A 23,008-nucleotide genomic window follows, 5' to 3' on the forward strand; every position below is an offset into this window, starting at 1 on the left:
CGGGTCTCCATGGCTACCGATATCGAACGATTGATCGTCTCGCTAGAGGCGAGCACGAGCAAATATGAGCGTGCCCTAGCGAAAGCCAACGGTGAAACCGATAAGCGCGTTCGTGCGATGCAGTCGCGCTTCGACGGGCTCGGCTCAGGCATTGCCCGCACCGAGTCCAGACTAGCCGGGTCGCTCGGCAACGTCGGTCGTGCCTTCGGCGTGCTCGGCATTGCCCTCACGACGACGTCGATCATCGCCATGACCTCGGCCTGGACCGACCTGAATTCTCGAGTGAACAATGCGGCGGGCGGCGTAGAGCGGGGCGCTGCGGTGCTGGACCAGCTTTCGGTTATGGCTCGCCGCACCTATTCGTCGTTGCAGCAGACGGCCGAGGGATACTTGCAAAACAGCCAGGCGCTGACCGCGCTGGGCTACAGCACGCAGCAGCAACTCGATCTGGTCGAGGCGCTGAACAACTCTTTGGTGATTTCCGCCACGCGCGGGCAGGCCGTTCAGTCGGTGATGTCGGCATGGTCCAAGGCTATGGCCGAAGGAAAACTGTCGGGCGACAACCTAAACACCATCATCCAGTCGGGCGGCCGTCTCTCGAAGGCGCTAGCTGACAGCATGGGCGTCTCGGTCAACGAGCTTCGCCGCCTCGGCTCCGAAGGAAAGATCACCACCGACATCATGTATGGCGTTACCAGCCAGTTGGCGACGCTGCGCGAAGAAGCCGAACGGATGCCGGCGACGGTTTCGGACGGCTTCGTGCTTCTGAACAACGCCGTGTTCAAATTCATTGGTCAGGCTGATGAGGCGATCGGTTCGAGCAACGAGCTGGCCACAGCGCTCATTGGCATTGCTGACGCAATTGACCGGGCGCCAGACGAGCCATGGTTCGACAGGATATTCGGCGATCTTGGCGACGAAGTTGCTAGCACCGTCAACGCCACATATCGCGAGCTTGTGGCCATCGGTACGGCCCTCGACTACATCGCAAACACCAGCCCCGGCAAAGCGCTGGACGATATCGCGGCATTTGGCGAAGGCGATTCCACCAAAGGCATCCGTGACTTCGAACTCGCTTTGGGCGACGCCGAACAGGCTGTGGCGAGCCTAGCATTGAACACAAAGGGCAGCTTCGAAACAGTCATAGCCGAAACCGAAAACGGCGTTGTGACCTTGGGCGACGCCGTACAAGACCTGTTCCAGCAGGCACTTGAAGGTAAGGGTTCTGCGGAGGCCGCCCAAGCAGCCATTGAGGCCTTGGGATCGGTCGGTGATCCGGAGTTCGCGGCGCTGCAAGGTGTGATCTCCTCTGTCATCGCCAATCTTTACGCCATGCGTGATGCAGCAAATGCTGCGAACGCGGCTGCTGCGAACACAACGAACGATCTGGGCAACTTCCCGAGTCGGCGCCAGTTCAACAAGGACTTTGGTCCAGACCTATCCAACGACGGGGTGCCGGGCGGGCCGATCAGGCCGCCCAGTGCGGGTGGTGGGCGCGGAGGTGGCAAGTCACCCAGCGCCAAGTTTCAGGACGATCTCGACGGCTACGCCCGCAAGATCGAAATGCTGAAGCAGGAAACAGCGCTGACGGCGGCTTTGAACCCGCTGCTCAATGATTACGGGTTCGCCAAGGCACAGCTTACTGCCCAGCAGGAGCTTGAAAACGCTGCCACCAAGGCCGGCATAGAGCTTGGCCCGCAACAGCGAGAGAAAATCGCTGAGCTGGCCGCCGGGTATGCGACCGCAACTGCGGAAGCAGCGCGGCTGGCGGAGACGCAAGGTCTTCTCAAGATGTCGGCTGATGAACTGTCGCAGGCTAGCAGGCAGATGCTGGACACGATCATTGACGGGTTCCTCGAAGGAAAAGACGCCGGCGAGATTTTCAACTCGATGTTGAAGGATCTGGGAAAGAACCTTCTCAACATCGGGCTGAACTTGATCGGTGGCGGTATGCAGACTGGCGGCTTCAATTTCATGAAGCTGTTCGGGTTCGCCAAGGGCGGCATTGCCGCCAATGGCCGCCCGCAGCCGCTGCGGCAGTTCGCCAAGGGCGGCGTGTCCCGCACTGCGGCAATCTTTGGTGAGGCAGGGCCAGAGGCAGCAGTGCCGTTGCCAGATGGTCGACGTATCCCGGTGGACTTGCGTATGCCAGCCATCCCGCAAGCGCGCGGCGGAGAGCAGAAGATGGCCGTTCATATCGTGCTCGACAACGAACTCCTCACCGCTGTTGTGCGGGATGAGGCTGGTCGCGTTGTTGCGACGGCTGCCCCAACCATTGTTGGAGCTTCGGTGAACCAGGCCAACAAATCCGCCCCCAGTGCTCTGGCCAGGTACCAGCAGCAGCGTGGTGGTGGGGAATACAGGACGTGACAATGCCGGACATTATCCACTGGCCGGCTGGTCTTCTGACTCCGCAATCCTCGCCCTTTGATCCTCGGCCGTTCTCGCGCTCCGGCGGGCGTTCTCTTGGTGGCATCAGCCGATCTGCTCGGAGCGATCGCGGTTTTTGGCAAGGCTCCCTGAAGAACATTGTGTTCCGCAGGGCCACGCAGTTCGATCAAGCAAGGACGTGGAATGCGATCCGAACCGCTCTGGCTGGAACAAGTGGGCTGGTTGCTGTGCCGGTCTGCGCATCGCGAGTTTGGGCTGCCGATGGGTTTAAGGACTTCGCTCCGCGGATGACGACCCACGACGACGGTACGCCGTTCGATGATGGCACGCACTACTCGCAAGGCAACATCGATATCGAGATGGCGAGTTTCGCGGCGCTGGGCTCCACGGTGATCAACCTGCGGCTTAATCATGCGCCAACAGCATCGGGTATTCGCTTCAGCTACCAGCACGCAATGTATGAAACTGGTCGGATACTTGGTCAGTTGGCTGAGAGTGTTTTCCAGGTCGAAATCTCGACCGCCATTCGCGCGCCGATCCCCGCAAGCGCACAGCTTGAGGCCGACCGACCGACCATTCTTTGCCACCTAGCGAGCGATACGGAGATGGATATCGAATTTCCAGGCGCAGGCATGCCACGCCCTTCGGTCGCTTTCGTCGAAGCCGTCGACTATTGGAATGATCTGGCAATGGGGCTGGTGGACTAAAAGCCCGCACATACCTTGCTAATCGAGCGAAGGGCAAGAATGTGGAATAGGCGGCTTAGCATGGCCGCGAAAAAGGCCGCGCACGCCTGTACAAACAGCTTTAGCCAATCGAGATTGATAGGGTCGGAAATATCCCCGCCTGTTGCGCCGACCACAAACGGCAAAGCGCCAAGCGCCATCGTCGCAATGGCGAGGCCATTCCAATAGTTCGCAGCAAGTTTGGCGCGTTCCTGGTCGTAGTCCAGTTTCTGGCTCACTCTGCATCCCCTCTAAGCTTTGGATCATCACCCATGGACATTGGCTTCATCGCTATCGCGATTCTTATTGGCGTGGCACTTCTTCTGACGGGACATGTCCTGCCTAGCGCGCTGATGCTTGCCGCGGTTCCTGTGATTGTCTTCACGATCGTAGTCCGGCGCGCCCTTCCATGACCATCAAGTCCATTCGCGTGCTGGTGCGCTTCGACTTCCCGACCAAGACCATGAGGCTATGGGACGGCTCTGGCCCGTATATGGACGCCGACGGCGAGATCTGGTCCGGTGCCACGCTCAATGATGGGCTTGACCAGATAGAGAGCGCCCTGAATGCAGAAGCATCGACGCTCACACTGTCGTTGTCGGGCATCGCGCCCGAGATTGCCGACCTCGCCTACTTCGACCTGCAGGCGGGTAATGTCATCGACAGCCCGGTGCAAATCCTGATCCAGCCGTGTGACCAATGGGATCAGCCGATTGGACCTGCAGAGGTGCGCTTTACCGGCGCGATCGACAACATGCCGATGGACGACACCGTGTCTGGCGATCAGATCGTCTCGACGGTGATGCTGGAAGTCCGCAACCGCTTCGACCTCCGCACACTGACCAGTGGTTCGGTTCTGTCCGACGTCGACCAGAGAGCCCGCTCGGCCGTGCTCAATCCTGGCGCGCCATCCGACCGCTTCGCTGAACGCATCCCCGGCCTGGCCGACAAGTCCATCGTCTGGCCCCGATACTCCTGAGGTAACCGTGAACCGCGAAACTCTGAACTGGGCCGTGTTCGTCGCGGTCCTCGCGCCCCTGTTTCTGCGCATGCCCGCCGATCCGATGTGGATGTCGACCTTGCACGTAACCCTTTGCCTGGCGCTGGTGTCCATTGCCGATCGCATTGAGCGGCGCGGCTAGTCCATGAACTGGACAAGACACGACACCCGCGACTTGATCGAGGCGGCGGAAGAGCGCCCCGTCATGTCGATGTGGACGGTACGGGCGATCCGGCGACACCACGGCGAAGAAGGTCTGATCGAGCGACTGTCCCGCTTGGAAGATTTTGTTCTGACCCGCCGACCGTACGTCTGGGGGCAGTCAGACTGCTCGATGTCGATTGCCGATTGGGTCGCGCTCAATGGTCATCCTGATCCTGGCGCCGACTGGCGTGGCACCTATGACGATGAAGATAGCTGCGCGGCCCTTCTGGAGCGCCGTGGCGGGCTCGCTGCACATATCGCTGACTGTGCCGCCAGTGTCGGACTACAACCGATCCACGAGCCCGAGCTTGGCTGCATCGCGGTCATTGGCTCGGCACACGACCAGAAGCGGCAATGGTCGGCCATCTGGAACGGCTTCCGTTGGCTGGTGAAGTGGGGCGGCGGCGACGGCTGGGTGCCCTTCGCGGCCAAGCCAATAGCGATGTGGCGCGTCTAGCGCATCTAGGAAACCGACATGCCACAACTGCTTGCGACGGCCTTGGTGCCGTGGATTTCCAACGCGCTGATCGGACTCGGACTGTCGGGGCTGGCGTTCGGCGCTACGGTGGGCGCGATCGCTCTCGGCGCGTCTTACCTGCTGCTGGCTGGTGGCGCATACCTGCTGTCGGCCGCCTTCGCCCCGAGTACGTCCGCGCCAAAGCCCGAGGATGGAAAATACAACCTCAAGCAGTCCGTCCCCTCTCTGGCCTATGTCTTGGGTCGGAACAAGAAGGCCGGAGATTATGCGTTTCTAGAGGAGAAGAAAGGAACTGCTCACCACGTCATTGTCTGGGCGGCGCATCACGTTCGGGGCTTCACCACGCACTATCTGCACGATGAGAAGGTGACGCTGACCGGCACCTCGGTGACCGCCCCAAAGCACTTTGTGCTGAACGAAAATAGCAAGGTCCGCATTGATACGCGTCTCGGCAACAATGCCAGCACAGCCTATGCGGCACTTGTCTCAGCCTTTCCTTCGATCTGGACGGCGAACCATAGAGGGGATGGCCTTGCGTCCATCTATTTGCGTGTGGCGAGCGTCAAGGCCGAAGACCTGCAGAAGGTGTTTCCCAATCACATGCCTCTCCATTCGGTCATTGGGGAGGGACACGACCGGCTGATTGACCCGCGCACAGGCGTAGCAGGCTACAGTGAAAACCTCGCGGTGTTTCGATACTGGCATATGACGCACCCGGTTGGCGCGAAGCTCAAGCGCAGCGACATGCATGATCCCGACTGGGCTCGCGCGGCCGCAGTCGCCGATCAGATCGTGCTCAATCGCGAAGACAAGCCCGAACCCCGCTATCATGGTGGTTTCTGGTTCCGGGCGAATAACGATCCAGTGCAGGTTGGCCGACTGATGGATCAGGCGGCCGAGTTGGTGGTTTACGAGCGGGCCGATGGCAAAGTCGGCGTGCATGCTGGCGAATATGTCGAGCCCGATATTCGCTTGACCGCGAACGATCTGATCTCTGTCGGCTTCGATCCGAACCGTCGTCGCAACTCGAATGTGCTGGCAGTGCGTGGGCATTACACCGACCCCGACAAAGGCTTTAACACTACCGATGCGGCGATCTACGGCGTGCCGTATCCTACCGATGACGAGCGCACGAAGACTGTCGAGAACCAGGCCGTGCAGCGGCACAACCACATCTCCCGCATGCAGAAGCTCGCCTACATCCGAGCCAATGCGCCAAGGGTTAGAATCCTTGCCCACTATGAACCAGCCAGAAATGTCCCGTATCGCCGGTTTGTGCGTATCCACTATCCACCTCGGCTGACGGAGACCGTCATCGAGATCATTGGTCGGCCGACGCTTTCCTTGCGTAATCTGACTTACGAGTTCGAAGGTATCGTCGTGCCTGCGAACCTCTACGCGTTCAATGCGGCGACCGAAGAAGGCGCACCTGGTGCCAACGTGCTGCCGGTGGAACGTGAAGACGTTCCGGCGCCAGATGGGTTTGATGTCACCATTCGCCAAGAGGATGTCGGCGGCGGATCAACGGCGGCCTTTGCCGAGGCGTCGTTCGCCTTTCAGGATGAAACCTTCCAGTACGAACTGGAGTGGCAGAAGGTGTCCGGCGGTGAGGTGCAAACACGTCTCGGCGTTGGTGGGGAACTCACCGTCCGAAGCATGTATCTGGCCGATGGCGTGGCCTATCGGTTTAGCGCACGCACATGGTCAAGCGGCACCGCCTCGGAAAGAACCCCGGACATCATTCGGACCGCTACCGCTGATCCCGTGCCGCCCGGTGTCGTAACCGGCGTATCTGCGATTGGCGCGGCGGGGCAGGTGACGTTCCACTGGACCGCGCCGAATAGCGCCAATTATGTCGGCGCCCGCCTATACCTGAACGTTACCGATAGCATGGCTGGCGCAACTCTCGTCGCTGTCGAGTATGGTCCACCAAACGTGGTGGACGACCGCACTGTGTCTGCAGGCGCCGGCACTCTCTACGGCTTTGTCGTCGCTATCAATGGCTCGGGTACTGCCGCAGCTCCCGTGCCGACAGGCGCGATCACCGTCACATAGCGAAGCCGCACCCTAAAAATCAACACTCAACGGCTGCCCATCGGGCGGCCTTTTTCTTTTATGAAAGGGTTCTGTCGTGCCCCAAACGATCGATCAGGTATGGCGAGATTACGATGTGGATGGCGTCCCTGCCTCCGGCAATCATAATCCAAAAAAGTCCGAAATTCGCACGCTGCTGAAAGGGATTCAGGGCGGCACTGATTCCGTTGCGGTTGCCGTGACCGCCGAGCGCGACCGCGCCCATGCGGCCGAAACGGCGATCGGCATCCGCATTAACGATGTCGAAGCTCTGGCGGCGACGGGTGTCAGGTCACCCAAGGCCTCAGTCCGGTTGCTGGTCACCGTCAATGTCAATATCGCCAATGCGCTCGAAGCTGGCGATACGGTCGACGGCATCGTTCTGGTGGTCGGAGACCGGGTGGCACTGACCGGGCAGACTGTGGCGTCGCAAAACGGTGTCTATATCGTGCAGGCATCGGGGGCGGCTGTTCGGGCTACTGATATGGATACAGCGGCCGAGCTGGTGGGCGCCTTCTTCTCCATCGACGCTGGCACCCATGCCGGCGAGACTTGGGCCCTGACCAACACCGGGACCATCACGGTCGGCACCACGGCGCTGACATTCATCAAGTCGGCCTCGACGCAGCCGGTTGTGTCCGAAGTGGCGACAGCGCGCGGCGGGCAGGCATCGCTCTCGGCCAAGCTGGGTACGATGGAAGCGAGCACTGCTGTGGCAAAGGCGCTGACACAGACAGATGAATATGCTTGGAAGGATTACCCGCCTTTCATCAAGCGCGTGTTGACCGCTGCGGGTAAGTCGGCGGTTGTCGAGGCCACGACCGCTTATGGCGCCTACATCACCAGCGACAGTTCGGCGGTTTCACCCATACCCACATCCTGGATGCTGGTCTGGGTGGTGCTTTCGCAGTCCAACGGGCAGGGCTTTGCGGTCGGGGCGCCCACGACTATCCCGCCCACCGGAACGGCCTATATGTGGAACGGCTCGGCATTGGTGGCGATAGCTGACCCAACCGCGTTCCAAGGTCAGGCAACCAGCAACAACGGCGGCGCATGGCAGGCCCTGGCAAACCACTTGCTGCGCGAGCACGGCATTGGCACCATTCTGGTCAATGCAGCAGTCGGGGCGACTGCGACGGCCGACGAATGGTCCGAGACTGGTGACTTAAGAGCACCATCCGCAGCTGCATATGCAGCTGCGAAAGGAGCTGCACATGTTCTTGGGCTGCACATTATTGGGGAAGTAGCGATCTCGGCTATCGGCGAAAGCGATGCCGGCCGGATCGATTCAGGAACATTTGTGATCGCTGATGTGAAGGCAGCATCTTTGGATGCATATGAGTGGATCGGCACGACTATGGGCCTGGGCGACAAAGCGCCGATCCTGCTTTGGGAATTGGGCGTGCGCGCCAATGGCGACTCTGCCGGCCGCGAGCAGGTCAGGCAGATGCAGCATGAGCTTGTTGCAGAGTTGCCTAATGTCTTCTTCGGTTGGACTGGCGGCCGCTACGCGCCAGAGCAGGGCGGCCTGCGGCAAGTCGGTAACGCAAGCGAGACGCACTACAATCGCAAGTTTCAGGACCAGGCGGGCGAAAGCTGCGCCCGGATCGCCATCGTTCGTGGCCTCGGCCAGGTCGGAGTTCTCGTCCCATGATCATCACTACGCTTCCCGGTTCGGCAAAACTCACCGACGCGCTGCTCTTTGCAGATGCCTTCCCTGAGCTTATCGATCCCGCAATCGTGACGGCCCGCGACGACTTCACCCAGGCGGCCGGCGTACTCAACGGCAAGCGTTCGCTGGCGGTCAACGGCAACGCGGCGAAGGTTTGGAGCAGCGGCACCACGCCATCCAATGTCAGCGTTCAGGCAGACGGCGACATCATGTCCAATTCTACCTCGACCCGGGTGAGCCTAGTCGACGTGGGCTACAACAATGCCCGCGCCATGGTGCATGTGAGGATCGGTGACTTGCTCGGGCTCGCCGGTCCAGCCATCGCTGGGGATGCGCCGACCTCCAACACCAATATCCTGAATGCCTATATCAGCGGTGATGGCACGCTCCAGATCAGGCGCCGCGTTGCCACCTCAATTGTCACCATGGCGACCACCGACCCGATGGACCTGGCCGTCAACGACATCGTGGCAGTCTGCATCGAGAAGGTGGGCAGCGCTCTCACCGCCTGGGCGCGGAACTATCGCACTGGCGTGCTGCTGCGAGCGACGGCAGCCACGACGCTGCAAGCCACCAGCACCTATGCCGGTATCGTTCTGGCTTCCGATGCCCATCGCATTCGCAGCTTCTATTGCGGGCCGGCCAGTTGAGACAGGCCCCTTGCCTCATCTCAAATATCAGCGGCGCACAGGGCCGTATCGCCTTCCGCGCCGCGGGAAGGCTGAAAAAGCCCGAATAAGCGACGGGCGGCCGAGGCGGGGCGCTAAAACAGCCGCCACACAGCCCAGGCCACTAGCCCGATGACCGCCCACAAGGCCGCCACCATGGCCCCGACCGCGACTATCCAGGGTATCGCGATGCGATTGTCCTCACGGATCACCGCACCGATCCGCTCGCGCTGTACCGGAGAGACCAGAGCCCGCAATTCGACCAGGGTTACTTGGATGCTGTCGATAGCCGCCAGGGCCGTCTCGGCGGTGTCGGATCGCGGCTGCGGCTGTCGCGGCGATGGCTGGAAATGGCACGGCTACAGCGGTTGATGAAGCCGTCGATTTGCTTGGAGGATAGATTAGCCCAGGGCAACGGGCGGGAAGGCATGGCTAGACCTTCGCCTTGCGCCAGCCTGCGGCGCGAGCCTCTTCCTCCGAACAGAACCAGCGTTCGCTGTGCGAGGCGCTGATGCGGATCTCGTCGTAATATTTCTGTCCGGGCACATGATAGATGCGCTTGCCCAGCGCGGCGACGGTAATGAGAATCGCATGTCTTAAATCCCTCCTGGGCAAAATTTGCGCATACCTCCCCCGGGCAGCAAGAGCGTCGATCACCCACGACATTCTTCAGGCCCCCGCTTCGGCGGGTTTTTCTTTGCCCACATCATAGGAGGACATCATGGCCATAAGGATTACCGGACACTAAAAGACTGGAAGAGCTGCTGTCCTACTCGCCGGTCGTTAGCGCGAGCAAAGCGTAGCCATTCAAATCGATTTCCGCTGCGATGATTGGCCTTGAAGGGTAGAGCAGTTTGTCATCGAGGCTGCTCGATACCAGCGGACGCCAAGTCTTGTCTTGCAGTGCGATTGGCACGAGTGGATCTTCGGTAAATGGCAGGATGAGCAACTCTCTGGTCGGTTGAGAGAATAGAACCGAAATTTTCATTTTCCCCTCGCTGCTCTGTTGTTGATCGCGCGTCCCCGTCCAGCAAGAACTATACAGCCTCCATTGAACACCATTTCTATTTCAATTTAAACTCAGGGGTCACCATGGCCAAACTCAACGAGGAGCAAGCGTCCGCCAAAACAGGACGCACGAAAAAGCCCCACTCCTAAGAGTGGGGCTCAACGCTGTAACGAGAGTGCAATTCGTTAGAAGCGGAAGTTCACGCCAGCCTTGACGGTGTGGAAGCTAAGCGCCTGGTTTAGGTTGCCGCCGCCGATTGCCAAAATGCTTTCGTCACGGAAGCCGGTGTAAGAATACTCAGTCTGCAGAGAAATGTTTTCAGAGACCTGATATTCGAAGCCGGCGCCAACGACATAGCCAACGCGGTCGGGATTGGTAAGGCCGAGAGCCGCATCGACACCGTTCACCGTTGCCGTCGTTTCGGTATGGCCATAAGCCAAACCGCCGTGGACATAAGCGAGGACGTCGTCAAAGGCATAACCGGCACGAGCGCGGACCGTGCCAAGGTAAGTAAGGCGAGTCTCAATGTCGGCTGTGTTGGGGCCGCTGGTCAACGAAGCCCCAGCCCTATGGTTGCTGACTGCGATATCAGCGACCAAGCCAAGGACAAACTGGTTCAACTGAACGTCATAGCCGATCTGCGCGCCGCCAACTGCGCCACCACCCTGAACCGTAACGTCCAGAACGGATGGGCCTGCAGGCGGAACTAGGCTGAAGTCAAATGGGCCGCTCGTAACGCCGCCGAAGATACCAGCATAGAAGCCGGTCCAATCAGTGGCGGGGGCGATGTATCCCGCAGGAGCAGGTTGCAACACTACTCCAAAATCTGCCGCAAATGCGGTGCTTGAAAGAGCAGACGCAGCAATAACGGTGATCAATAGTTTTTTCATGTCAGTCCTCCAGATGAAGGAATTATTGTGTCTGCAATGTGGTTAAGTAAATAGGATTCCGCAGGAATTGGGCAGGGCGTCTCTACTTGTCGGGTGAGTGTTACCGACGAGCAACATCATTCAAATGAATGATAGAGTTATTTAATGCGAACCTGACTGCGCGGGGTTTCCCGAATTTCGCTGTAAAAACAATGTTCCACGTTAAAGGGGAGGCCATCATGGCCAAGACCAACTTCGCCCAGGCTCTGGGTGAGGTGCTCAAGCACGAGGGTGGATGGGCAGATCATCCCAAAGATCCGGGCGGCGCCACGATGAAGGGCGTCACGCTGGCCACCTATCGGCGGTATCGGCCCGGCGCGACAAAAGCCCAGCTTCGGGCAATCACTGACGCTGAACTGCAGCGCATTTATCGCGAGGGCTATTGGGACGCGGTGCGCGGTGACGATCTGCCCGCCGGTCTCGATCTGGCGGTGTTCGACTTCGCCGTGAATAGCGGGCCGGGCAGGGCAGCGATTTATCTGCAGAACATCATTGGCGTAGCGCCAGATGGCAAGATTGGCCCCATCACCCTCAAGGCCGTTGAGAAGCACTCGGTGGCCTCGCTGATCAATGAGCTTTGCTCGCACCGTCTGGCGTTCCTTGAGCGGCTTTCGACGTGGCCAACCTTCGGCAAGGGCTGGTCGCGCCGCGTGGCAGACGTGCGCGCCAAGTCGCTCTCGATGGCCTCAGCAATGCCGCCCCTTATCCCCGGCAGTCCGTCGCTGCCCGAGCCCGCTAAGGGCAAATCCCCGCCGTGGGGCATCATCATCGCCGTTCTCGTCATCGCCGCCATCTTGGGCGGCTTTTTTGTGAGGTTCTGACCATGCTGACTTCGATCATTCAATCCGCTGCCGCTGGCTGGCTCTGGCGCCGCGCCCAAGAGTTTGGCTCACTCGCGGCCATCCTGATCCCGATCTACCTGGCAATGCCGCCAGCAATGCAGAGCGACGTTCAGGCGATCTTCACCGGGCAGGGTGGCGGACTGACCGTCTCTGCCGCAGCTGGTCTCGTCTGGTATCTCTGGGCACAGCTGCAGTCCTACCGCGCCACGACCAAAGCCCAGGTGGTGACCACCGATGGCACCAAGATCGCGCTGCCGAAGTCAGGCACAGGCGTTTCCACCACCCGCAAGGTCGAGGCACTGGCGGAAGCTGCAAAGCCACCTCGCACCCTCTGGGAACGCCTAACCGGCAAATAACCACCGGGCGCGCTCCGGTGCGCCTGCAATTCTCTCAGGCTCGGGGTAAGCCGTGGCAGATAACACCGATATCCTGCTCAAGATGGTGGAGCAGATCAGGGATGACTTTCGCGATGAGCGCGAGGCGTCCCGACAAAGCCGCGCCACTCTGCACGAGCGCATGGACGCGGTTGCGGATGACGTCGGCACAATCAAGGGCGATATCCGTATCCTCGGGGAAGTCGACGGGCAGGTAAGGGGCGAGCTACAAACGCTCAGCGCCACAGTCGCCGCGAACCAAGCCGCCATTCAGCCAACCATGGATGATTGGAAGCGCATCCGCAGCGTTGGGCTGGGGGTTGTGGGTCTGCTGGCCATTGGTGGCATATCGCTCGGCGCTGCCGCTGCATGGGCCGGGGAGGGGCTTATCGGGGCGATAAGAGGGTGGCTTCGCATTCCGTGAATTGACTCCCGGTCGCCATGTTCTCTAAATGTTCCACTTCTGATCGAGGTGGAAATGCCGTCGCCGAAAACACTCATGGAAGCCCTTAATGGCGGGCACACACTCATCGCAACGTGCCGACACTCTGCCTGCCGGTTTCGACGTGAGGCGGATATTGAGCGTTTAAGCACAAGATTGAGCGGCAGAACCAACCTTCTTGCAAGACCCGGCGAAGTTCACTTCACCGACCTGATGCGCTGCCCTTCGTGCAGGCGGATGGGCATGGATTTGTGGCTGGAGTTCAGAGAAGCGCCGGTCGAGAGAAACGCCAATCCCAACTACACGATCATGGATTGCGGATCGACCTATCCCTACAGCCTGAAAACCACAGTCGCGACCGCTAATAATCTGTTCATTGGGCGGGCCGCCTACATTGCCACGGCTCTGTTTTACAAAGAGCGGCGCATCACCCTTCAGCAAGGCACTTTCGTGCTGCAGGACAGCAAGCGCGAACCGATACCGTCGCAGATGACGCCGGAGGACTTCCAGAGCATGCGCGATGGGGAGATGGCATTGGCCGGGATGCCGGTGAAAAAGGACAAGCCTAAAGCGAGTTGATCAGCGGCTTCTTGGTGTCTGTCCCCTCGTACCGGCTGCTGTTCACTTCGCGGCTGACCCGGTGAAACTCTAGTTGGCTGTCGATCTGGCTACCGAGCAAGAGGGCCTTGGCATCCGAGCCCTGAATGCCCGTATCGAGCCACGCGCCATACGTCTCGGGGCTTAGGATCACCGGCATACGGGTGTGAATGTGCTCGATCTCAGGAACGGCCGGCGCGGTGATGATCGTGCAGCTCGTTACGCCGAGGTTGTCGTTGTGCGCCCAGATACCGGCGAAGCTGAAACCGGCGCCGCCTGGCATCTGTAGCAGCCACGGGTCTTTCTTGCCGTCCACCTCGCTGGTGGTCCATTCGAAATAGCCATCGGCAGGGATGAGGCAGCGGCGCGACTTGAAGCCCTCGCGGAACGCGCCTGACGTATCGATCGTTTCGATGCGGGCGTTGAACATTGCCGCCTTGGGCAGTTCTTTGGCGAAGAAGGGCACCAGCCACCAGCGTCCTTGGTTCAGCTCAAGGTTCCCGGCCTTGTCGAGATGGGCGAACTGGACCGTTTGTGTCGGCGCGATGTTAAAGCGCGGCTGCATGTTGGAGGACGGAGGAGGCGCGTCGTGGATCGAATAGAGCGCGTGGATCTCCGCCCAGGTCATCTCATTGGTAAAACGTCCGCACATCAGTCAAAGCCCTCTGTCTCGCGCAAATCGCCCCATTCCCGCTGCCATAACCCGCGATCCTGAATGGCGATAACAATGCGATTGAACGCCCAAAGGTCGCGAAGGGTTTCGGCGCGCGCAAGCGCCTCGGGAACGGTATACGGCCCTTCAAGGGCGGCTTTGATCATATCGCCTTGGGTGATCCAGTCAGGCCAGTAAATCGAGGCTGTTACCGGCCCGTAGTAGATGCCAGCGGCGGTGAATGCCTTCTCGTCACTGGCAATGCCAATGATGATCGCGTCTAGGGCGACTTCATCATCATCGGTGGACCAAGCATAGGGTGACATCAATATGGCTGGCGTTCCGTTGGGCCATGCAAGAAACGATCGTTCAAATCCAGGCGGTCTTCAATTGTGATGATGTGGTCGCCAACGACAGCGATTGTGCCCCGGTCTTCAATGCGGGTTTTGTCGTGCGAGAACGAGCCTCGCCACAGGATGACGGAACCTTCGGCCTTCAGCTGCTCAAGGATTTTCCCCTTTGGGCGCTCGTCCCAAACGATAAGTATCCTGCCGCCTCGGGCATAGTCGGCTTTACGCTCGGGAGTGATTTTGACTTCGTACCAGCTCATGCACCGAACCTATCCCGACTCGTCGGGGATATGGAATAGGCAGGCCTGTCATCTGTCTCTTCCTATCGTGAAGGGGATGGGGAAAGGGTGACATGGCAGCCCGCTCGCTTAAGGAGTTCCTTTGCCTCCGCCATATAGCCTTCAAAGTGCCCGGTGTAGCCGGGATCGTCGTAGTCTGGTGCAACGCCGCGCTCGCTGTCGAACGCCTCGACCTTCCCGTCGATCGACGCCCACGCGCGCGCAAAGCGCTCAACGATCACTTCGCTGAATTCAATCTCTGCCATCTTGCTTCCTTACCCATGAGGAACAGGGCGAACCTGTTCGAGCCGTGAATCGGGCGCGCTTAGGTTCAATGAACCCGAACACTGTCCGGTGAATTGGCGGTAAGTGATTGAAAAGATTGGTGGGCGCGGAGGGACTTGAACCCCCAACCAGACCGTTATGAGCGGTCGGCTCTAACCATTGAGCTACACGCCCCCCGACACGCCTCATAGCAGGGTGGATTGCGGTGTCAAAGGGGGGCGGGGAATTTTGGGTGGGTTGTTTGCCCGCTGCCCTAATGCTGCCAGACGACGAAGCCGGCGGCGGTGGCCATCATGACGCCAGCGGTCTTGTTGAGACGGCCCAGAGCCTTTGCGCTCTTGAACATCTCGCGGGCAGCAGAGGCCAGCCAAGCATAGCCGCAGCCGATGATCAGCAGCACGACGACCACGATGAAAGTCAGCTCGGTGAAGGCCAGCAGGTTCATCTGATCGAGCGGAATGACCGTCGGCAGGATGGCCAGATAGAAGACGATAGTCTTTGGATTGCCCATGGTGAGCGAGAAGCCGGCAAGGAAGGTGCGCCACGCGTCTTCGTTCTTGGGCTTCATCTGCTCGGAGCCGGGGCGGGCGGTCCAGAACTTGTAGGCGATATAGAGCAGGTAGGCCGCGCCGGCCCAGCGGACGACGACAAAGACCGGGCCGAAATAGGTGGCGATGGCTGCAAGGCCGAACACGGCGAAGACGAAATACATCAGATCGCCGGCCAGAATGCCCAGAACCATCGGGAACGCACCCTTGAAGCCACCGCCGAGAGCGCGGGCAACCACAGCCGCAACGCCGGGTCCGGGGACCAGAACGGCGATCGCATAGGCAATGGTGAAGGTGAGAAGGGTGAACGGTTCCATGGGGGCGGTCTCGGGTGGGGTGGGCGGACAATATGTCGGGGCGTGTGCGTTGCCAAGATGGATAGGGCGGCTTGGTGCCACGCCCTCGTGGTTCGAGGTTCGCGAAGGGCTGCTTGCGGCAGTGCGTTGTCGCAGACTTTATGGAATCAGGAGAGCGGCTGAAGATTCTTGGCGGATACCCCCACCTAGCCTCCCCCTGATAGGGGGAGGAATCTGGCCGGTGGGTTTGGCTTGATGGTGCCTCCCACTTTTCAGCGGGAGGTCAGGTGGGGGTATTGTTTCTTATGGCAGCCTGGCCAGGCGTTCGGTGAGGAGGGCGTAGAAGCCGTCGGCGTTGCCGTTGCGGAGGTAGTTGACGTTTTTCGGCTTGTCTGTGACGTGCCAGTAGTCGGTGACCGTCATGCCGACGGTGAGTTCACTGGCGGTTTCGATCGTGACGTTGCACTGGCGGCCTTCGAACAGGTCGGGGCGCAGCAGGTAGGCGATAACGGTGGGGTCGTGCAGGGGGGCGCCGGTCCAGCCGTATTTCTTGAGATCGAAGGTCTCGGAGAATGTCAGCATGTCGTGGACAGCTTTGCTCGAAGCATTGCCGATGCCGAGGATTTTGGCGAGGCGGTCCGGGGTCGACTGGATCTGGTGGGTGACGTCGAGCGGCAGCATGGTGATTGGCGCGCCGGAGCGCAGCACGATGTCGGCGGCTTCGGGGTCGACATAGACATTGAATTCGGCGGCAGGCGTGATGTTGCCGACCTCGAAATAGGCGCCGCCCATCATGACGATCTCGGCGATGCGCTCGACAATGGCGGGCTGCTTGATGATGGCCATGGCGATGTTGGTCAGCGGCCCGAGCGTGCAGAGCGTGATGGTGCGCGGTTCGGCTTCCATCAGGGTGTCGATGATGTAGTCGACGCCGTGCTGGGCCTGCAGCGGAATGGTGGGATCGGGCAGATCGGGGCCATCGAGGCCGGTTTCGCCGTGGACATATTCCGCCGTCACCAGGGCGCGACGAATGGGACGGGCGCAGCCGGCATAGACCGGCACTTCGCGGCGACCGGAGAGTTCGACCACCTTGCGGGCATTATTGGCGTTGTGATGGAGGCCCACATTGCCCGCGACTGCCACGACGCCAAGAACGTCGAATTCTTCCGGCGATGCGAGCGCCAGCAGAATGGCGACGGCATCGTCCTGGCCGGGATCGGTATCAATGATGATCTTGCGGGGCATTGGGCAACCTTGAGAAGTGTTCGAATCCGGCGGTTACACTAGCGATTGGCGTTGGCGTGGTCGACTGGTCGGCGCGCGTTTGGGCAAAGGAACGTTTACCTAGAGGGGGCGTTGTTGGTTCGCGAGGATCCAACCACGGAAAACACATGGCACGCGCTGTCCGCAGCCCTGCGGCACCCCAAGACCTGAACCAGAGTCAGTTTGAACGCGTCATAGGCAATGCCTCAAAAATTGCCATGGTGTTCATTGGCTTTTTTGCTCTGCTGGTGGCGCTCAAGGTGGGGCAGGTGTTTCTGGCGCCGGTGACACTGGCGATCGTCATCGGGCTGATGTTTGGCCCGGTGGCCGACCGTGTCGAGCGATTTGGCGTGCCGCCAGCATTGTCGGCCGGCATTGTGGTGCTGATGCTGATCGCCGTGATTGCCGGTGGGGTGACGCTTTTTGCGGTGCCGCTATCAGAATGGGTGGCGCGGGCGCCGTTGATCTGGGCCAAGCTGCAGCAGCAATTGGCAACGCTGCAGGGGCCGATGGAAGCGGTGACGGCGTTTCAGGCGCAGATTTCGTCGATCTTTGGCTCCAACAACGCCATGGCCGTGACCGTCGAAGATGGCGGGCAGGTGATCGGGGTGGCGCTTTTAGCGCCGGCAATTCTGGCGCAGGTGCTGATTTTCCTCGCCAGTCTCTATTTCTTTGTGGCGACGCGGGACCACATCCGGATTTCGGTGCTGTCGCTGTGTGTCAGCCGGCGGGTGCGGTGGCGGACGGCGCATATTTTCCGTGACGTCGAGGCCAAGGTCAGCCGGTTCCTGTTGTCGATCACCTTCATCAATGTCTGCGTTGGCTGCGCCGTGTCGCTGGCCATGTGGGCCATCGGCATGCCGTCGCCCATTCTGTGGGGCGCGATGGCGGCAGTGCTCAACTACATCCCCTATGTCGGGCAGGGCGTGATGGTGCTGGTGTTGCTGGCCATTGGGCTGGGCACGCAGACGGGGCTGGAAAACATCCTGCTCCCGGTCGGTTGCTATGTGGCGATCAACTTTGTCGAAGGGCAGATCGTAACGCCGCATTTCATCGGGCGGACGATGACGCTCAACCCGTTCATTATTTTCCTGTCGATCACCTTCTGGCTCTGGGCCTGGGGACCGGTGGGCGGGCTGGTGGCGGTGCCGACGCTGTTGATCGCGACGTCCATCCTGTCCCATGCGCTGCCCAGCAAACCGATGGTGCCGAGCCGTCCGGTGCGGCGGACGCGCAATATGAGTGCGCGCGAGGAACTGCTGGCCAACACGGCCAAGGCCATTCGCGAGCAGGCGGAGGAGGCCAAGGAGCCGGCTGGTAAACGCAAAGAAGAGCGGCTGCAGCCACCCGAAGGAACTGCGCCAAGCGGAATAGAGCCTGCCGCGTAGGGCAACTATGCTTGCAGACCGCTTGACGGCATCAATACAGAGCGAAAGAGTCTGCATCCAAGGTAAGCCCGGAGTCGGTTGTGGCAGTTGATGTAGTTGGGCATGCGGCAGAAGCCGCGGCGCATGGTGTGGATCTCGTGCCCGTCGTGGCGCTCCTGGGCGCGGCAGTTATTGCTGTGCCGTTGTTCAAGCGGCTGGGGCTGGGCTCCGTGCTGGGTTATCTGGCGGCGGGGCTGTTGCTCGGGCCATCGGGTATCGGGCTGATCAGCGATCCGGAATCGGTGCTCACCACCGCCGAGCTCGGCGTGGTGATGTTCCTCTTTATCATCGGCCTCGAAATGGAGCCCTCCAAGCTCTGGGCGCTGCGAAAGCAGATTTTCGGGCTGGGTGTGTTTCAGGTGGCCGGTAGCGGTGCCCTGCTGACGGGTGTTGGCGTTCTGCTCGGATTTCCGCCGGTGGTGGCGTTCATTTTCGGCATGGGCTTCGTTTTGACCTCGACAGCCATCGTCATGCAGATTTTGGGCGAGCGCGGCGAGCTATCGACCGATAGCGGGCAGAAAATGATTTCCATCCTGCTGCTGGAAGATTTGGCCATCGTGCCGCTTCTGGCGGTGGTGGCAATTCTGGCGCCTTCGGGCGGCGACGAGAGCCTGTTCGCCAGGTTGGCCGGTTTCGGCGGCGCGATCGGCGCTATCCTGCTGCTTATTTTCCTTGGCCGACGCATCATGAATCCGTTCTTTGCGGCGCTGGCGTCCACCAAGCTGCGCGAAGTGATGACGGCGGCGGCGCTGCTGGTGGTGCTTGGTGCAGCGCTGCTGTTCCAGGTCAGTGGGCTGTCGATGGCGATGGGTGCGTTCCTGGCTGGCGTGCTGCTATCGACCTCGACCTTCCGGCATCAGCTCGAAGCTGACGTCGAGCCGTTCCGTGGCATTCTGCTCGGGCTGTTTTTCCTTGCCGTTGGCATGTCGCTCGATCTGGGGATCGTTGGCGAAAACTGGCAGATCATTGCGATCAGCGTGGCGGCCTTCATGGTGGTCAAGGCATCGGCGATCTATGTGATCGCGCGGGTGATGAAGTCCAAGCATGGCGAGGCGCTGGAGCGCGCGGTGCTGATGGGGCAGGGCGGCGAATTTGCCTTCGTGCTTTATACCACGGCCGTGGCGGCCGGGATCATCGATGGCCCGACCAATGCGATCTTTACCGCGACGGTCATCGTTTCGATGGTGCTGACGCCGTTCTTTATCATCGGGCTGCGCTACGTCATGCCCAAGGCGACGGAACAGTCGTTCGATGGCGTCGAGAAAGCGCATGACCTGTCGGCCAAGGTGCTGTTGATTGGCTTTGGCCGCTTTGGCCAGATCGCCAGCCAGCCGCTTCTGGCCATGCACCACTCGGTGGCGATCATCGACAATGACACCGAGATGATCCGCGCTGCGGCGCAGATCGGGTTCAAGGTGTATTATGGTGACGGCACGCGGCTCGATATTCTCCATGCCGCTGGTGCGGCCACGGCCGACGTCATCCTGATCTGTACCGACAAGAAGGAACAGACGACGCGCATTGCCGAACTGCTGCGCGACGAGTTCCCGCTAGCCAAGGTGATGGCGCGTGCGTTCGACCGTGGCCATGCCATTGAGCTGGTTCGGGCTGGTGTCGAGTACCAGCTGCGCGAGGTGTTCGAATCAGCACTGATCTTCGGTGGTCAGGTGATCCGCGTGCTTGGGGCGACCGACGAGGAAACTGAAGAGGTCATCGAGGGCGTGCGGGAGCGCGATGCCCAACGATTCGACTTGCAGATGGTTGGCGGTGAACAAATGGCGGGGCGTCATCTATTGATCAGTAATGCCGCTGAACAAGCGCGCGAAGGCGGTGTCGAGGTTGCGCCAGACAAGGTGGAAGAGGAAATAAAGAAAGTCACGCAGCCATCTTAGCCTGCTTAACTATGCATGTCGTTTGGGGGCTTTCGCATGCCCAAATTAAGTGCAAGACTAAAGTCTCAAGAGGGGAATACATCGTTATGAAATCTGGATTGCGATATGCCGCAACAGCCGATCGTTTACGACGCCCCTACGCCCGAGCCGCGTGCCACAACCGTTGAGGCTATACAGGCCGAAATTCTTGAAAGACTGATCTATTCAGTCGGTAAAGACCCAATTGTTGCCCGGCCACACGATTGGCTGGAGGCTACTATTCTTGCGGTACGTGACCGAGTCATGGATCGCTGGATGGAGTCGTCCCGCGAGACTTGGCGGACGTCGCGCAAGCGCGTCTATTATTTGAGCCTTGAGTTCCTCATTGGCCGGCTGATGCGCGACGCTATGAGCAATGTCGGGCTGATGGAGCCTGTGCGCGATGCGCTCAAGAACCTCAATGTCGATCTGGGCGACCTGATCAACCTTGAGCCCGATGCTGCGCTGGGCAATGGCGGCCTGGGCCGACTGGCGGCGTGCTTCCTTGAATCCATGTCGTCGGTGAAAATCCCGGCCTATGGCTACGGCATTCGCTATGTGCATGGCCTGTTCCGGCAGGAAATGAGCGAAGGCTGGCAGGTTGAACTGCCGGAAGACTGGCTGGCGCACGGCAATCCATGGGAATTCGAGCGTCGCGAAAGCGCCTATGAAATCGGCTTTGGCGGCCATGTCGAGCCGGTGACCGATCCCGATGGGACGGTGCGTCAGGAATGGCGGCCGAACGATCATCTGCTGGCGGTGGCCTACGATACGCCAATTGTGGGCTGGCGCGGGGCGCGGGTGAACACTCTGCGTCTGTGGAGCGCGCAGCCGATCGATCCGATCCTGCTCGACAAGTTCAATTCGGGCGACCATATCGGCGCGCTGGAAGAGAGCTCCCGCGCTGAAGCGATTACGCGCGTGCTGTATCCGGCTGACTCGACCGCAGCAGGGCAGGAACTTCGCCTACGCCAGGAGTTCTTCTTCTCGTCGGCTTCGCTGCAGGACATCGTGCGTCGGCATCTGCAGCAATATGGCGATCTGGGCTCGCTGCCTGACAAGGTTGCCATCCAGCTCAATGACACTCATCCCGCGATTTCGATCTGTGAGATGATGCGTATTCTGGTCGACGACAATGGGCTGGAATGGGCTGAAGCCTGGCCGCTGTGTCGCGACGTGTTTGGCTATACCAACCACACGCTGCTGCCAGAGGCGCTGGAAAGCTGGCCGGTGGCTCTGCTGGAACGGCTGCTGCCGCGCCACATGCAGATCATCTATCAAATCAATGCCGAAGTGCTGCTCGACGCGCGCAATCGCGCCAAGTTCACCGACGCGCAGATCGCCAACGTGTCGCTGATCGACGAAAATGGCGGCCGCCGCGTTCGCATGGGTCAGCTGGCCTTTGTTGGCTCGCACTCGATCAATGGCGTTTCGGCGCTGCATACCGAGCTGATGAAGCAGACGGTGTTTTCGGACCTGCACAAGCTCTATCCCGACCGCATCAACAACAAGACCAATGGCATCACGCCACGGCGTTGGCTGATGCAGTGCAATCCGGGGCTGACCAAGCTAATTTCGGATACGATAGGACCGGAATTCCTCGACGATATCGAATTGCTGCGCGGTCTCGATGCGCATGCCGAAGATCCGACCTTCCAGGGGGAATTTGCGGCTGTAAAGCAAGCCAACAAGCAGGCGTTGGCGCATCTGATCAAGGATCGCCTTGGCGTCGTGGTTTCGCCGAACGCGATGTTTGACGTTCAGATCAAGCGCATCCACGAATACAAACGTCAGCTGCTCAACATTATCCAAGCCGTTGCGCTGTATGATGAAATTCGCGCGCATCCGGAACGGAACTTCGCTCCCCGCGTTAAGATCTTTGCAGGCAAGGCGGCTCCCGGATACTGGAACGCGAAGCTCATCATCAAACTGATCAACGACGTCGCCAAGGTCATCAACAATGACCCGGCTGTGCGTGGGCTTCTCAAGGTTGTCTTCTTGCCGAACTATAATGTGAGCCTGGCGGAGGTCATCGTGCCGGCTGCCGATCTCAGCGAGCAGATTTCGACAGCAGGCATGGAAGCGTCCGGAACCGGCAATATGAAGTTCATGGCCAATGGTGCGATCACCATCGGGACCATGGATGGCGCCAATGTGGAAATGCACAAGGAAGTCGGCGCGGACAATATCGTGATCTTTGGTCTGACGACCGATGAGGTCAACGCGAAGCGGGCCGAGGGCGAAACTCCACGGGCAGCGATCGACGTATCGCCGCGTCTCAAGGAAGCACTGGAGTCGATTTCGTCGGGCGTGTTCTCGCCTGACGATCCAAATCGTTACCGCGACCTGATCGGCGGTCTTTATGACCACGACTGGTTCATGGTGGCGCGTGACTTCGATGCCTATGCTGCGGCACAGGCGCAAGTGGACGAAATCTGGGCGGACAAGCATCGCTGGAACACGATGGCTATCCGCAACACAGCCCGAGTTGGGTTCTTCTCGTCGGACCGGACAATCCGGCAATATGCGAAGGACATCTGGGGCGTTTCGACAGCGGCGGAATGACAATGGCTATCGGACGAGAACTGGCGCTTA

26 protein-coding genes and 1 tRNA gene are annotated in these 23,008 nt (G+C 60.0%); 16 read left to right on the forward strand and 11 right to left on the reverse strand.

Features of this window, described 5'->3' with window-relative positions; translation table 11 throughout:
* The first annotated feature begins 9 nt into the window (after positions 1 to 9).
* Together ABIE28_RS03580 and ABIE28_RS03585 are read left to right on the forward strand one after the other, a co-directional pair.
* A complete protein-coding gene (locus ABIE28_RS03580) occupies positions 10 to 2,370 on the forward strand; it encodes a tape measure protein (protein ID WP_354060198.1) in 2,361 nt (786 codons plus the stop codon).
* A 2-nt stretch (positions 2,371 to 2,372) separates the two neighbouring features.
* Positions 2,373 to 3,098, forward strand: coding sequence for a hypothetical protein (locus ABIE28_RS03585; RefSeq protein ID WP_354060200.1), 726 nt, complete (start codon positions 2,373 to 2,375; stop codon positions 3,096 to 3,098).
* On the opposite strand, the gene ABIE28_RS03590 is transcribed toward ABIE28_RS03585, so the two are convergent.
* The gene (locus ABIE28_RS03590; RefSeq protein WP_354060202.1) at positions 3,095 to 3,355 is read right to left on the reverse strand and encodes a hypothetical protein; all 261 of its coding nucleotides are present in this window, start codon (positions 3,353 to 3,355) and stop codon (positions 3,095 to 3,097) included. The two genes, ABIE28_RS03585 and ABIE28_RS03590, sit on opposite strands and share 4 nt — an antisense overlap.
* A gap of 33 nt (positions 3,356 to 3,388) precedes the next feature.
* On the opposite strand from ABIE28_RS03590, the gene ABIE28_RS03595 reads away from it, so the two are divergent.
* The 7 genes from ABIE28_RS03595 (at position 3,389) to ABIE28_RS03625 (ending at position 9,193) form a co-directional block, all read left to right on the forward strand.
* Complete coding sequence (locus ABIE28_RS03595) at positions 3,389 to 3,529, forward strand: hypothetical protein (protein ID WP_354060204.1); 141 nt, start codon at positions 3,389 to 3,391, stop codon at positions 3,527 to 3,529.
* Complete coding sequence (locus ABIE28_RS03600) at positions 3,526 to 4,095, forward strand: hypothetical protein (RefSeq protein WP_354060206.1); 570 nt, start codon at positions 3,526 to 3,528, stop codon at positions 4,093 to 4,095. Before ABIE28_RS03595 ends, ABIE28_RS03600 begins: the two co-directional genes overlap by 4 nt.
* A 7-nt stretch (positions 4,096 to 4,102) precedes the next feature.
* Positions 4,103 to 4,258 (forward strand): hypothetical protein, encoded by a 156-nt coding sequence (locus ABIE28_RS03605; RefSeq protein ID WP_354060208.1) that lies wholly within the window; start codon positions 4,103 to 4,105, stop codon positions 4,256 to 4,258.
* Positions 4,259 to 4,261: 3 nt separating this feature from the next.
* Positions 4,262 to 4,777, forward strand: a complete 516-nt coding sequence (locus tag ABIE28_RS03610; RefSeq protein ID WP_354060210.1) for a DUF6950 family protein — start codon at positions 4,262 to 4,264, stop codon at positions 4,775 to 4,777.
* A gap of 18 nt (positions 4,778 to 4,795) precedes the next feature.
* Entirely contained in the window at positions 4,796 to 6,853 is a 2,058-nt protein-coding gene (locus tag ABIE28_RS03615) for a hypothetical protein (protein ID WP_354060212.1), read from the forward strand.
* Positions 6,854 to 6,929: 76 nt separating this feature from the next.
* Positions 6,930 to 8,525, forward strand: a complete 1,596-nt coding sequence (locus ABIE28_RS03620; protein WP_354060214.1) for a hypothetical protein — start codon at positions 6,930 to 6,932, stop codon at positions 8,523 to 8,525.
* Positions 8,522 to 9,193, forward strand: a complete 672-nt coding sequence (locus ABIE28_RS03625) for a hypothetical protein (protein ID WP_354060215.1) — start codon at positions 8,522 to 8,524, stop codon at positions 9,191 to 9,193. Before ABIE28_RS03620 ends, ABIE28_RS03625 begins: the two co-directional genes overlap by 4 nt.
* Positions 9,194 to 9,643: 450 nt before the next feature.
* On the opposite strand, the gene ABIE28_RS03630 is transcribed toward ABIE28_RS03625, so the two are convergent.
* The 3 genes from ABIE28_RS03630 to ABIE28_RS03640 all read right to left on the reverse strand — a co-directional run bounded on the left by ABIE28_RS03630 (position 9,644) and on the right by ABIE28_RS03640 (position 11,110).
* On the reverse strand, positions 9,644 to 9,877 hold the full coding sequence (locus tag ABIE28_RS03630) for a sunset domain-containing protein (protein WP_354060217.1): 234 nt from the start codon (positions 9,875 to 9,877) through the stop codon (positions 9,644 to 9,646).
* A gap of 103 nt (positions 9,878 to 9,980) precedes the next feature.
* A complete protein-coding gene (locus ABIE28_RS03635; RefSeq protein ID WP_354060219.1) occupies positions 9,981 to 10,199 on the reverse strand; it encodes a hypothetical protein in 219 nt (72 codons plus the stop codon).
* A gap of 206 nt (positions 10,200 to 10,405) precedes the next feature.
* Complete coding sequence (locus ABIE28_RS03640; RefSeq protein ID WP_354060221.1) at positions 10,406 to 11,110, reverse strand: outer membrane protein; 705 nt, start codon at positions 11,108 to 11,110, stop codon at positions 10,406 to 10,408.
* 218 nt (positions 11,111 to 11,328) lie between these two features.
* On the opposite strand from ABIE28_RS03640, the gene ABIE28_RS03645 reads away from it, so the two are divergent.
* Genes ABIE28_RS03645 through ABIE28_RS03660 form a run of 4 tightly spaced genes read left to right on the forward strand, consistent with a single transcriptional unit; the run spans position 11,329 to position 13,386 of the window.
* The gene (locus tag ABIE28_RS03645; RefSeq protein ID WP_354060223.1) at positions 11,329 to 11,970 is read left to right on the forward strand and encodes a glycoside hydrolase family 108 protein; all 642 of its coding nucleotides are present in this window, start codon (positions 11,329 to 11,331) and stop codon (positions 11,968 to 11,970) included.
* Positions 11,971 to 11,972: 2 nt separating this feature from the next.
* On the forward strand, positions 11,973 to 12,347 hold the full coding sequence (locus ABIE28_RS03650; protein ID WP_354060225.1) for a hypothetical protein: 375 nt from the start codon (positions 11,973 to 11,975) through the stop codon (positions 12,345 to 12,347).
* A gap of 52 nt (positions 12,348 to 12,399) precedes the next feature.
* A complete protein-coding gene (locus ABIE28_RS03655; protein ID WP_354060227.1) occupies positions 12,400 to 12,789 on the forward strand; it encodes a DUF1515 family protein in 390 nt (129 codons plus the stop codon).
* Between the two features lie 54 nt (positions 12,790 to 12,843).
* Positions 12,844 to 13,386, forward strand: a complete 543-nt coding sequence (locus ABIE28_RS03660; RefSeq protein WP_354060229.1) for a hypothetical protein — start codon at positions 12,844 to 12,846, stop codon at positions 13,384 to 13,386.
* Here the strand turns inward: ABIE28_RS03660 and ABIE28_RS03665 are convergent.
* The 7 genes from ABIE28_RS03665 to ABIE28_RS03695 all read right to left on the reverse strand — a co-directional run bounded on the left by ABIE28_RS03665 (position 13,373) and on the right by ABIE28_RS03695 (position 17,058).
* Positions 13,373 to 14,056: an SOS response-associated peptidase gene (locus ABIE28_RS03665; protein WP_354060230.1), complete on the reverse strand. Its 684-nt coding sequence runs from the start codon at positions 14,054 to 14,056 to the stop codon at positions 13,373 to 13,375. The two genes, ABIE28_RS03660 and ABIE28_RS03665, sit on opposite strands and share 14 nt — an antisense overlap.
* Positions 14,056 to 14,382, reverse strand: coding sequence for a hypothetical protein (locus ABIE28_RS03670; protein WP_354060232.1), 327 nt, complete (start codon positions 14,380 to 14,382; stop codon positions 14,056 to 14,058). The genes ABIE28_RS03665 and ABIE28_RS03670 overlap by 1 nt, the downstream gene beginning before the upstream one ends.
* Positions 14,382 to 14,666 (reverse strand): hypothetical protein, encoded by a 285-nt coding sequence (locus tag ABIE28_RS03675; RefSeq protein ID WP_354060234.1) that lies wholly within the window; start codon positions 14,664 to 14,666, stop codon positions 14,382 to 14,384. Before ABIE28_RS03675 ends, ABIE28_RS03670 begins: the two co-directional genes overlap by 1 nt.
* Before the next feature lie 62 nt (positions 14,667 to 14,728).
* Complete coding sequence (locus ABIE28_RS03680) at positions 14,729 to 14,950, reverse strand: hypothetical protein (protein ID WP_354060236.1); 222 nt, start codon at positions 14,948 to 14,950, stop codon at positions 14,729 to 14,731.
* Between the two features lie 117 nt (positions 14,951 to 15,067).
* Positions 15,068 to 15,143, reverse strand: a tRNA-Ile gene (locus tag ABIE28_RS03685).
* Between the two features lie 79 nt (positions 15,144 to 15,222).
* Entirely contained in the window at positions 15,223 to 15,834 is a 612-nt protein-coding gene (locus ABIE28_RS03690; protein WP_354060238.1) for a LysE family translocator, read from the reverse strand.
* Between the two features lie 282 nt (positions 15,835 to 16,116).
* The gene (locus ABIE28_RS03695; RefSeq protein ID WP_354060239.1) at positions 16,117 to 17,058 is read right to left on the reverse strand and encodes a nucleoside hydrolase; all 942 of its coding nucleotides are present in this window, start codon (positions 17,056 to 17,058) and stop codon (positions 16,117 to 16,119) included.
* Positions 17,059 to 17,204: 146 nt separating this feature from the next.
* On the opposite strand from ABIE28_RS03695, the gene ABIE28_RS03700 reads away from it, so the two are divergent.
* From ABIE28_RS03700 to ABIE28_RS03710, 3 genes are all read left to right on the forward strand, one after another.
* A complete protein-coding gene (locus ABIE28_RS03700) occupies positions 17,205 to 18,464 on the forward strand; it encodes an AI-2E family transporter (protein ID WP_354060241.1) in 1,260 nt (419 codons plus the stop codon).
* 80 nt (positions 18,465 to 18,544) lie between these two features.
* On the forward strand, positions 18,545 to 20,395 hold the full coding sequence (locus tag ABIE28_RS03705; protein WP_354060243.1) for a monovalent cation:proton antiporter-2 (CPA2) family protein: 1,851 nt from the start codon (positions 18,545 to 18,547) through the stop codon (positions 20,393 to 20,395).
* A gap of 105 nt (positions 20,396 to 20,500) precedes the next feature.
* Positions 20,501 to 22,978, forward strand: coding sequence for a glycogen/starch/alpha-glucan phosphorylase (locus ABIE28_RS03710; RefSeq protein WP_354060245.1), 2,478 nt, complete (start codon positions 20,501 to 20,503; stop codon positions 22,976 to 22,978).
* The last annotated feature ends 30 nt before the right edge of the window (positions 22,979 to 23,008 follow it).

The organism is Devosia sp. 2618, from assembly GCF_040546815.1.
In the GTDB taxonomy this organism is placed as follows: domain Bacteria; phylum Pseudomonadota; class Alphaproteobacteria; order Rhizobiales; family Devosiaceae; genus Devosia.

Coding starts and splice junctions, on each gene's coding strand:
- ABIE28_RS03650 (WP_354060225.1), top strand. CDS start 11,973: ATGCTGACTTCGATCATTCAATCCGCTGCCGCTGGCTGGCTCTGGCGC.
- ABIE28_RS03640 (WP_354060221.1), bottom strand. CDS start 11,110: ATGAAAAAACTATTGATCACCGTTATTGCTGCGTCTGCTCTTTCAAGC.
- ABIE28_RS03660 (WP_354060229.1), top strand. CDS start 12,844: ATGCCGTCGCCGAAAACACTCATGGAAGCCCTTAATGGCGGGCACACA.
- ABIE28_RS03670 (WP_354060232.1), bottom strand. CDS start 14,382: ATGTCACCCTATGCTTGGTCCACCGATGATGATGAAGTCGCCCTAGAC.
- ABIE28_RS03580 (WP_354060198.1), top strand. CDS start 10: ATGGCTACCGATATCGAACGATTGATCGTCTCGCTAGAGGCGAGCACG.
- ABIE28_RS03585 (WP_354060200.1), top strand. CDS start 2,373: ATGCCGGACATTATCCACTGGCCGGCTGGTCTTCTGACTCCGCAATCC.
- ABIE28_RS03625 (WP_354060215.1), top strand. CDS start 8,522: ATGATCATCACTACGCTTCCCGGTTCGGCAAAACTCACCGACGCGCTG.
- ABIE28_RS03700 (WP_354060241.1), top strand. CDS start 17,205: ATGGCACGCGCTGTCCGCAGCCCTGCGGCACCCCAAGACCTGAACCAG.
- ABIE28_RS03600 (WP_354060206.1), top strand. CDS start 3,526: ATGACCATCAAGTCCATTCGCGTGCTGGTGCGCTTCGACTTCCCGACC.
- ABIE28_RS03615 (WP_354060212.1), top strand. CDS start 4,796: ATGCCACAACTGCTTGCGACGGCCTTGGTGCCGTGGATTTCCAACGCG.
- ABIE28_RS03695 (WP_354060239.1), bottom strand. CDS start 17,058: ATGCCCCGCAAGATCATCATTGATACCGATCCCGGCCAGGACGATGCC.
- ABIE28_RS03645 (WP_354060223.1), top strand. CDS start 11,329: ATGGCCAAGACCAACTTCGCCCAGGCTCTGGGTGAGGTGCTCAAGCAC.
- ABIE28_RS03675 (WP_354060234.1), bottom strand. CDS start 14,666: ATGAGCTGGTACGAAGTCAAAATCACTCCCGAGCGTAAAGCCGACTAT.
- ABIE28_RS03680 (WP_354060236.1), bottom strand. CDS start 14,950: ATGGCAGAGATTGAATTCAGCGAAGTGATCGTTGAGCGCTTTGCGCGC.
- ABIE28_RS03710 (WP_354060245.1), top strand. CDS start 20,501: ATGCCGCAACAGCCGATCGTTTACGACGCCCCTACGCCCGAGCCGCGT.
- ABIE28_RS03610 (WP_354060210.1), top strand. CDS start 4,262: ATGAACTGGACAAGACACGACACCCGCGACTTGATCGAGGCGGCGGAA.
- ABIE28_RS03690 (WP_354060238.1), bottom strand. CDS start 15,834: ATGGAACCGTTCACCCTTCTCACCTTCACCATTGCCTATGCGATCGCC.
- ABIE28_RS03595 (WP_354060204.1), top strand. CDS start 3,389: ATGGACATTGGCTTCATCGCTATCGCGATTCTTATTGGCGTGGCACTT.
- ABIE28_RS03665 (WP_354060230.1), bottom strand. CDS start 14,056: ATGTGCGGACGTTTTACCAATGAGATGACCTGGGCGGAGATCCACGCG.
- ABIE28_RS03635 (WP_354060219.1), bottom strand. CDS start 10,199: ATGAAAATTTCGGTTCTATTCTCTCAACCGACCAGAGAGTTGCTCATC.
- ABIE28_RS03630 (WP_354060217.1), bottom strand. CDS start 9,877: ATGTCGTGGGTGATCGACGCTCTTGCTGCCCGGGGGAGGTATGCGCAA.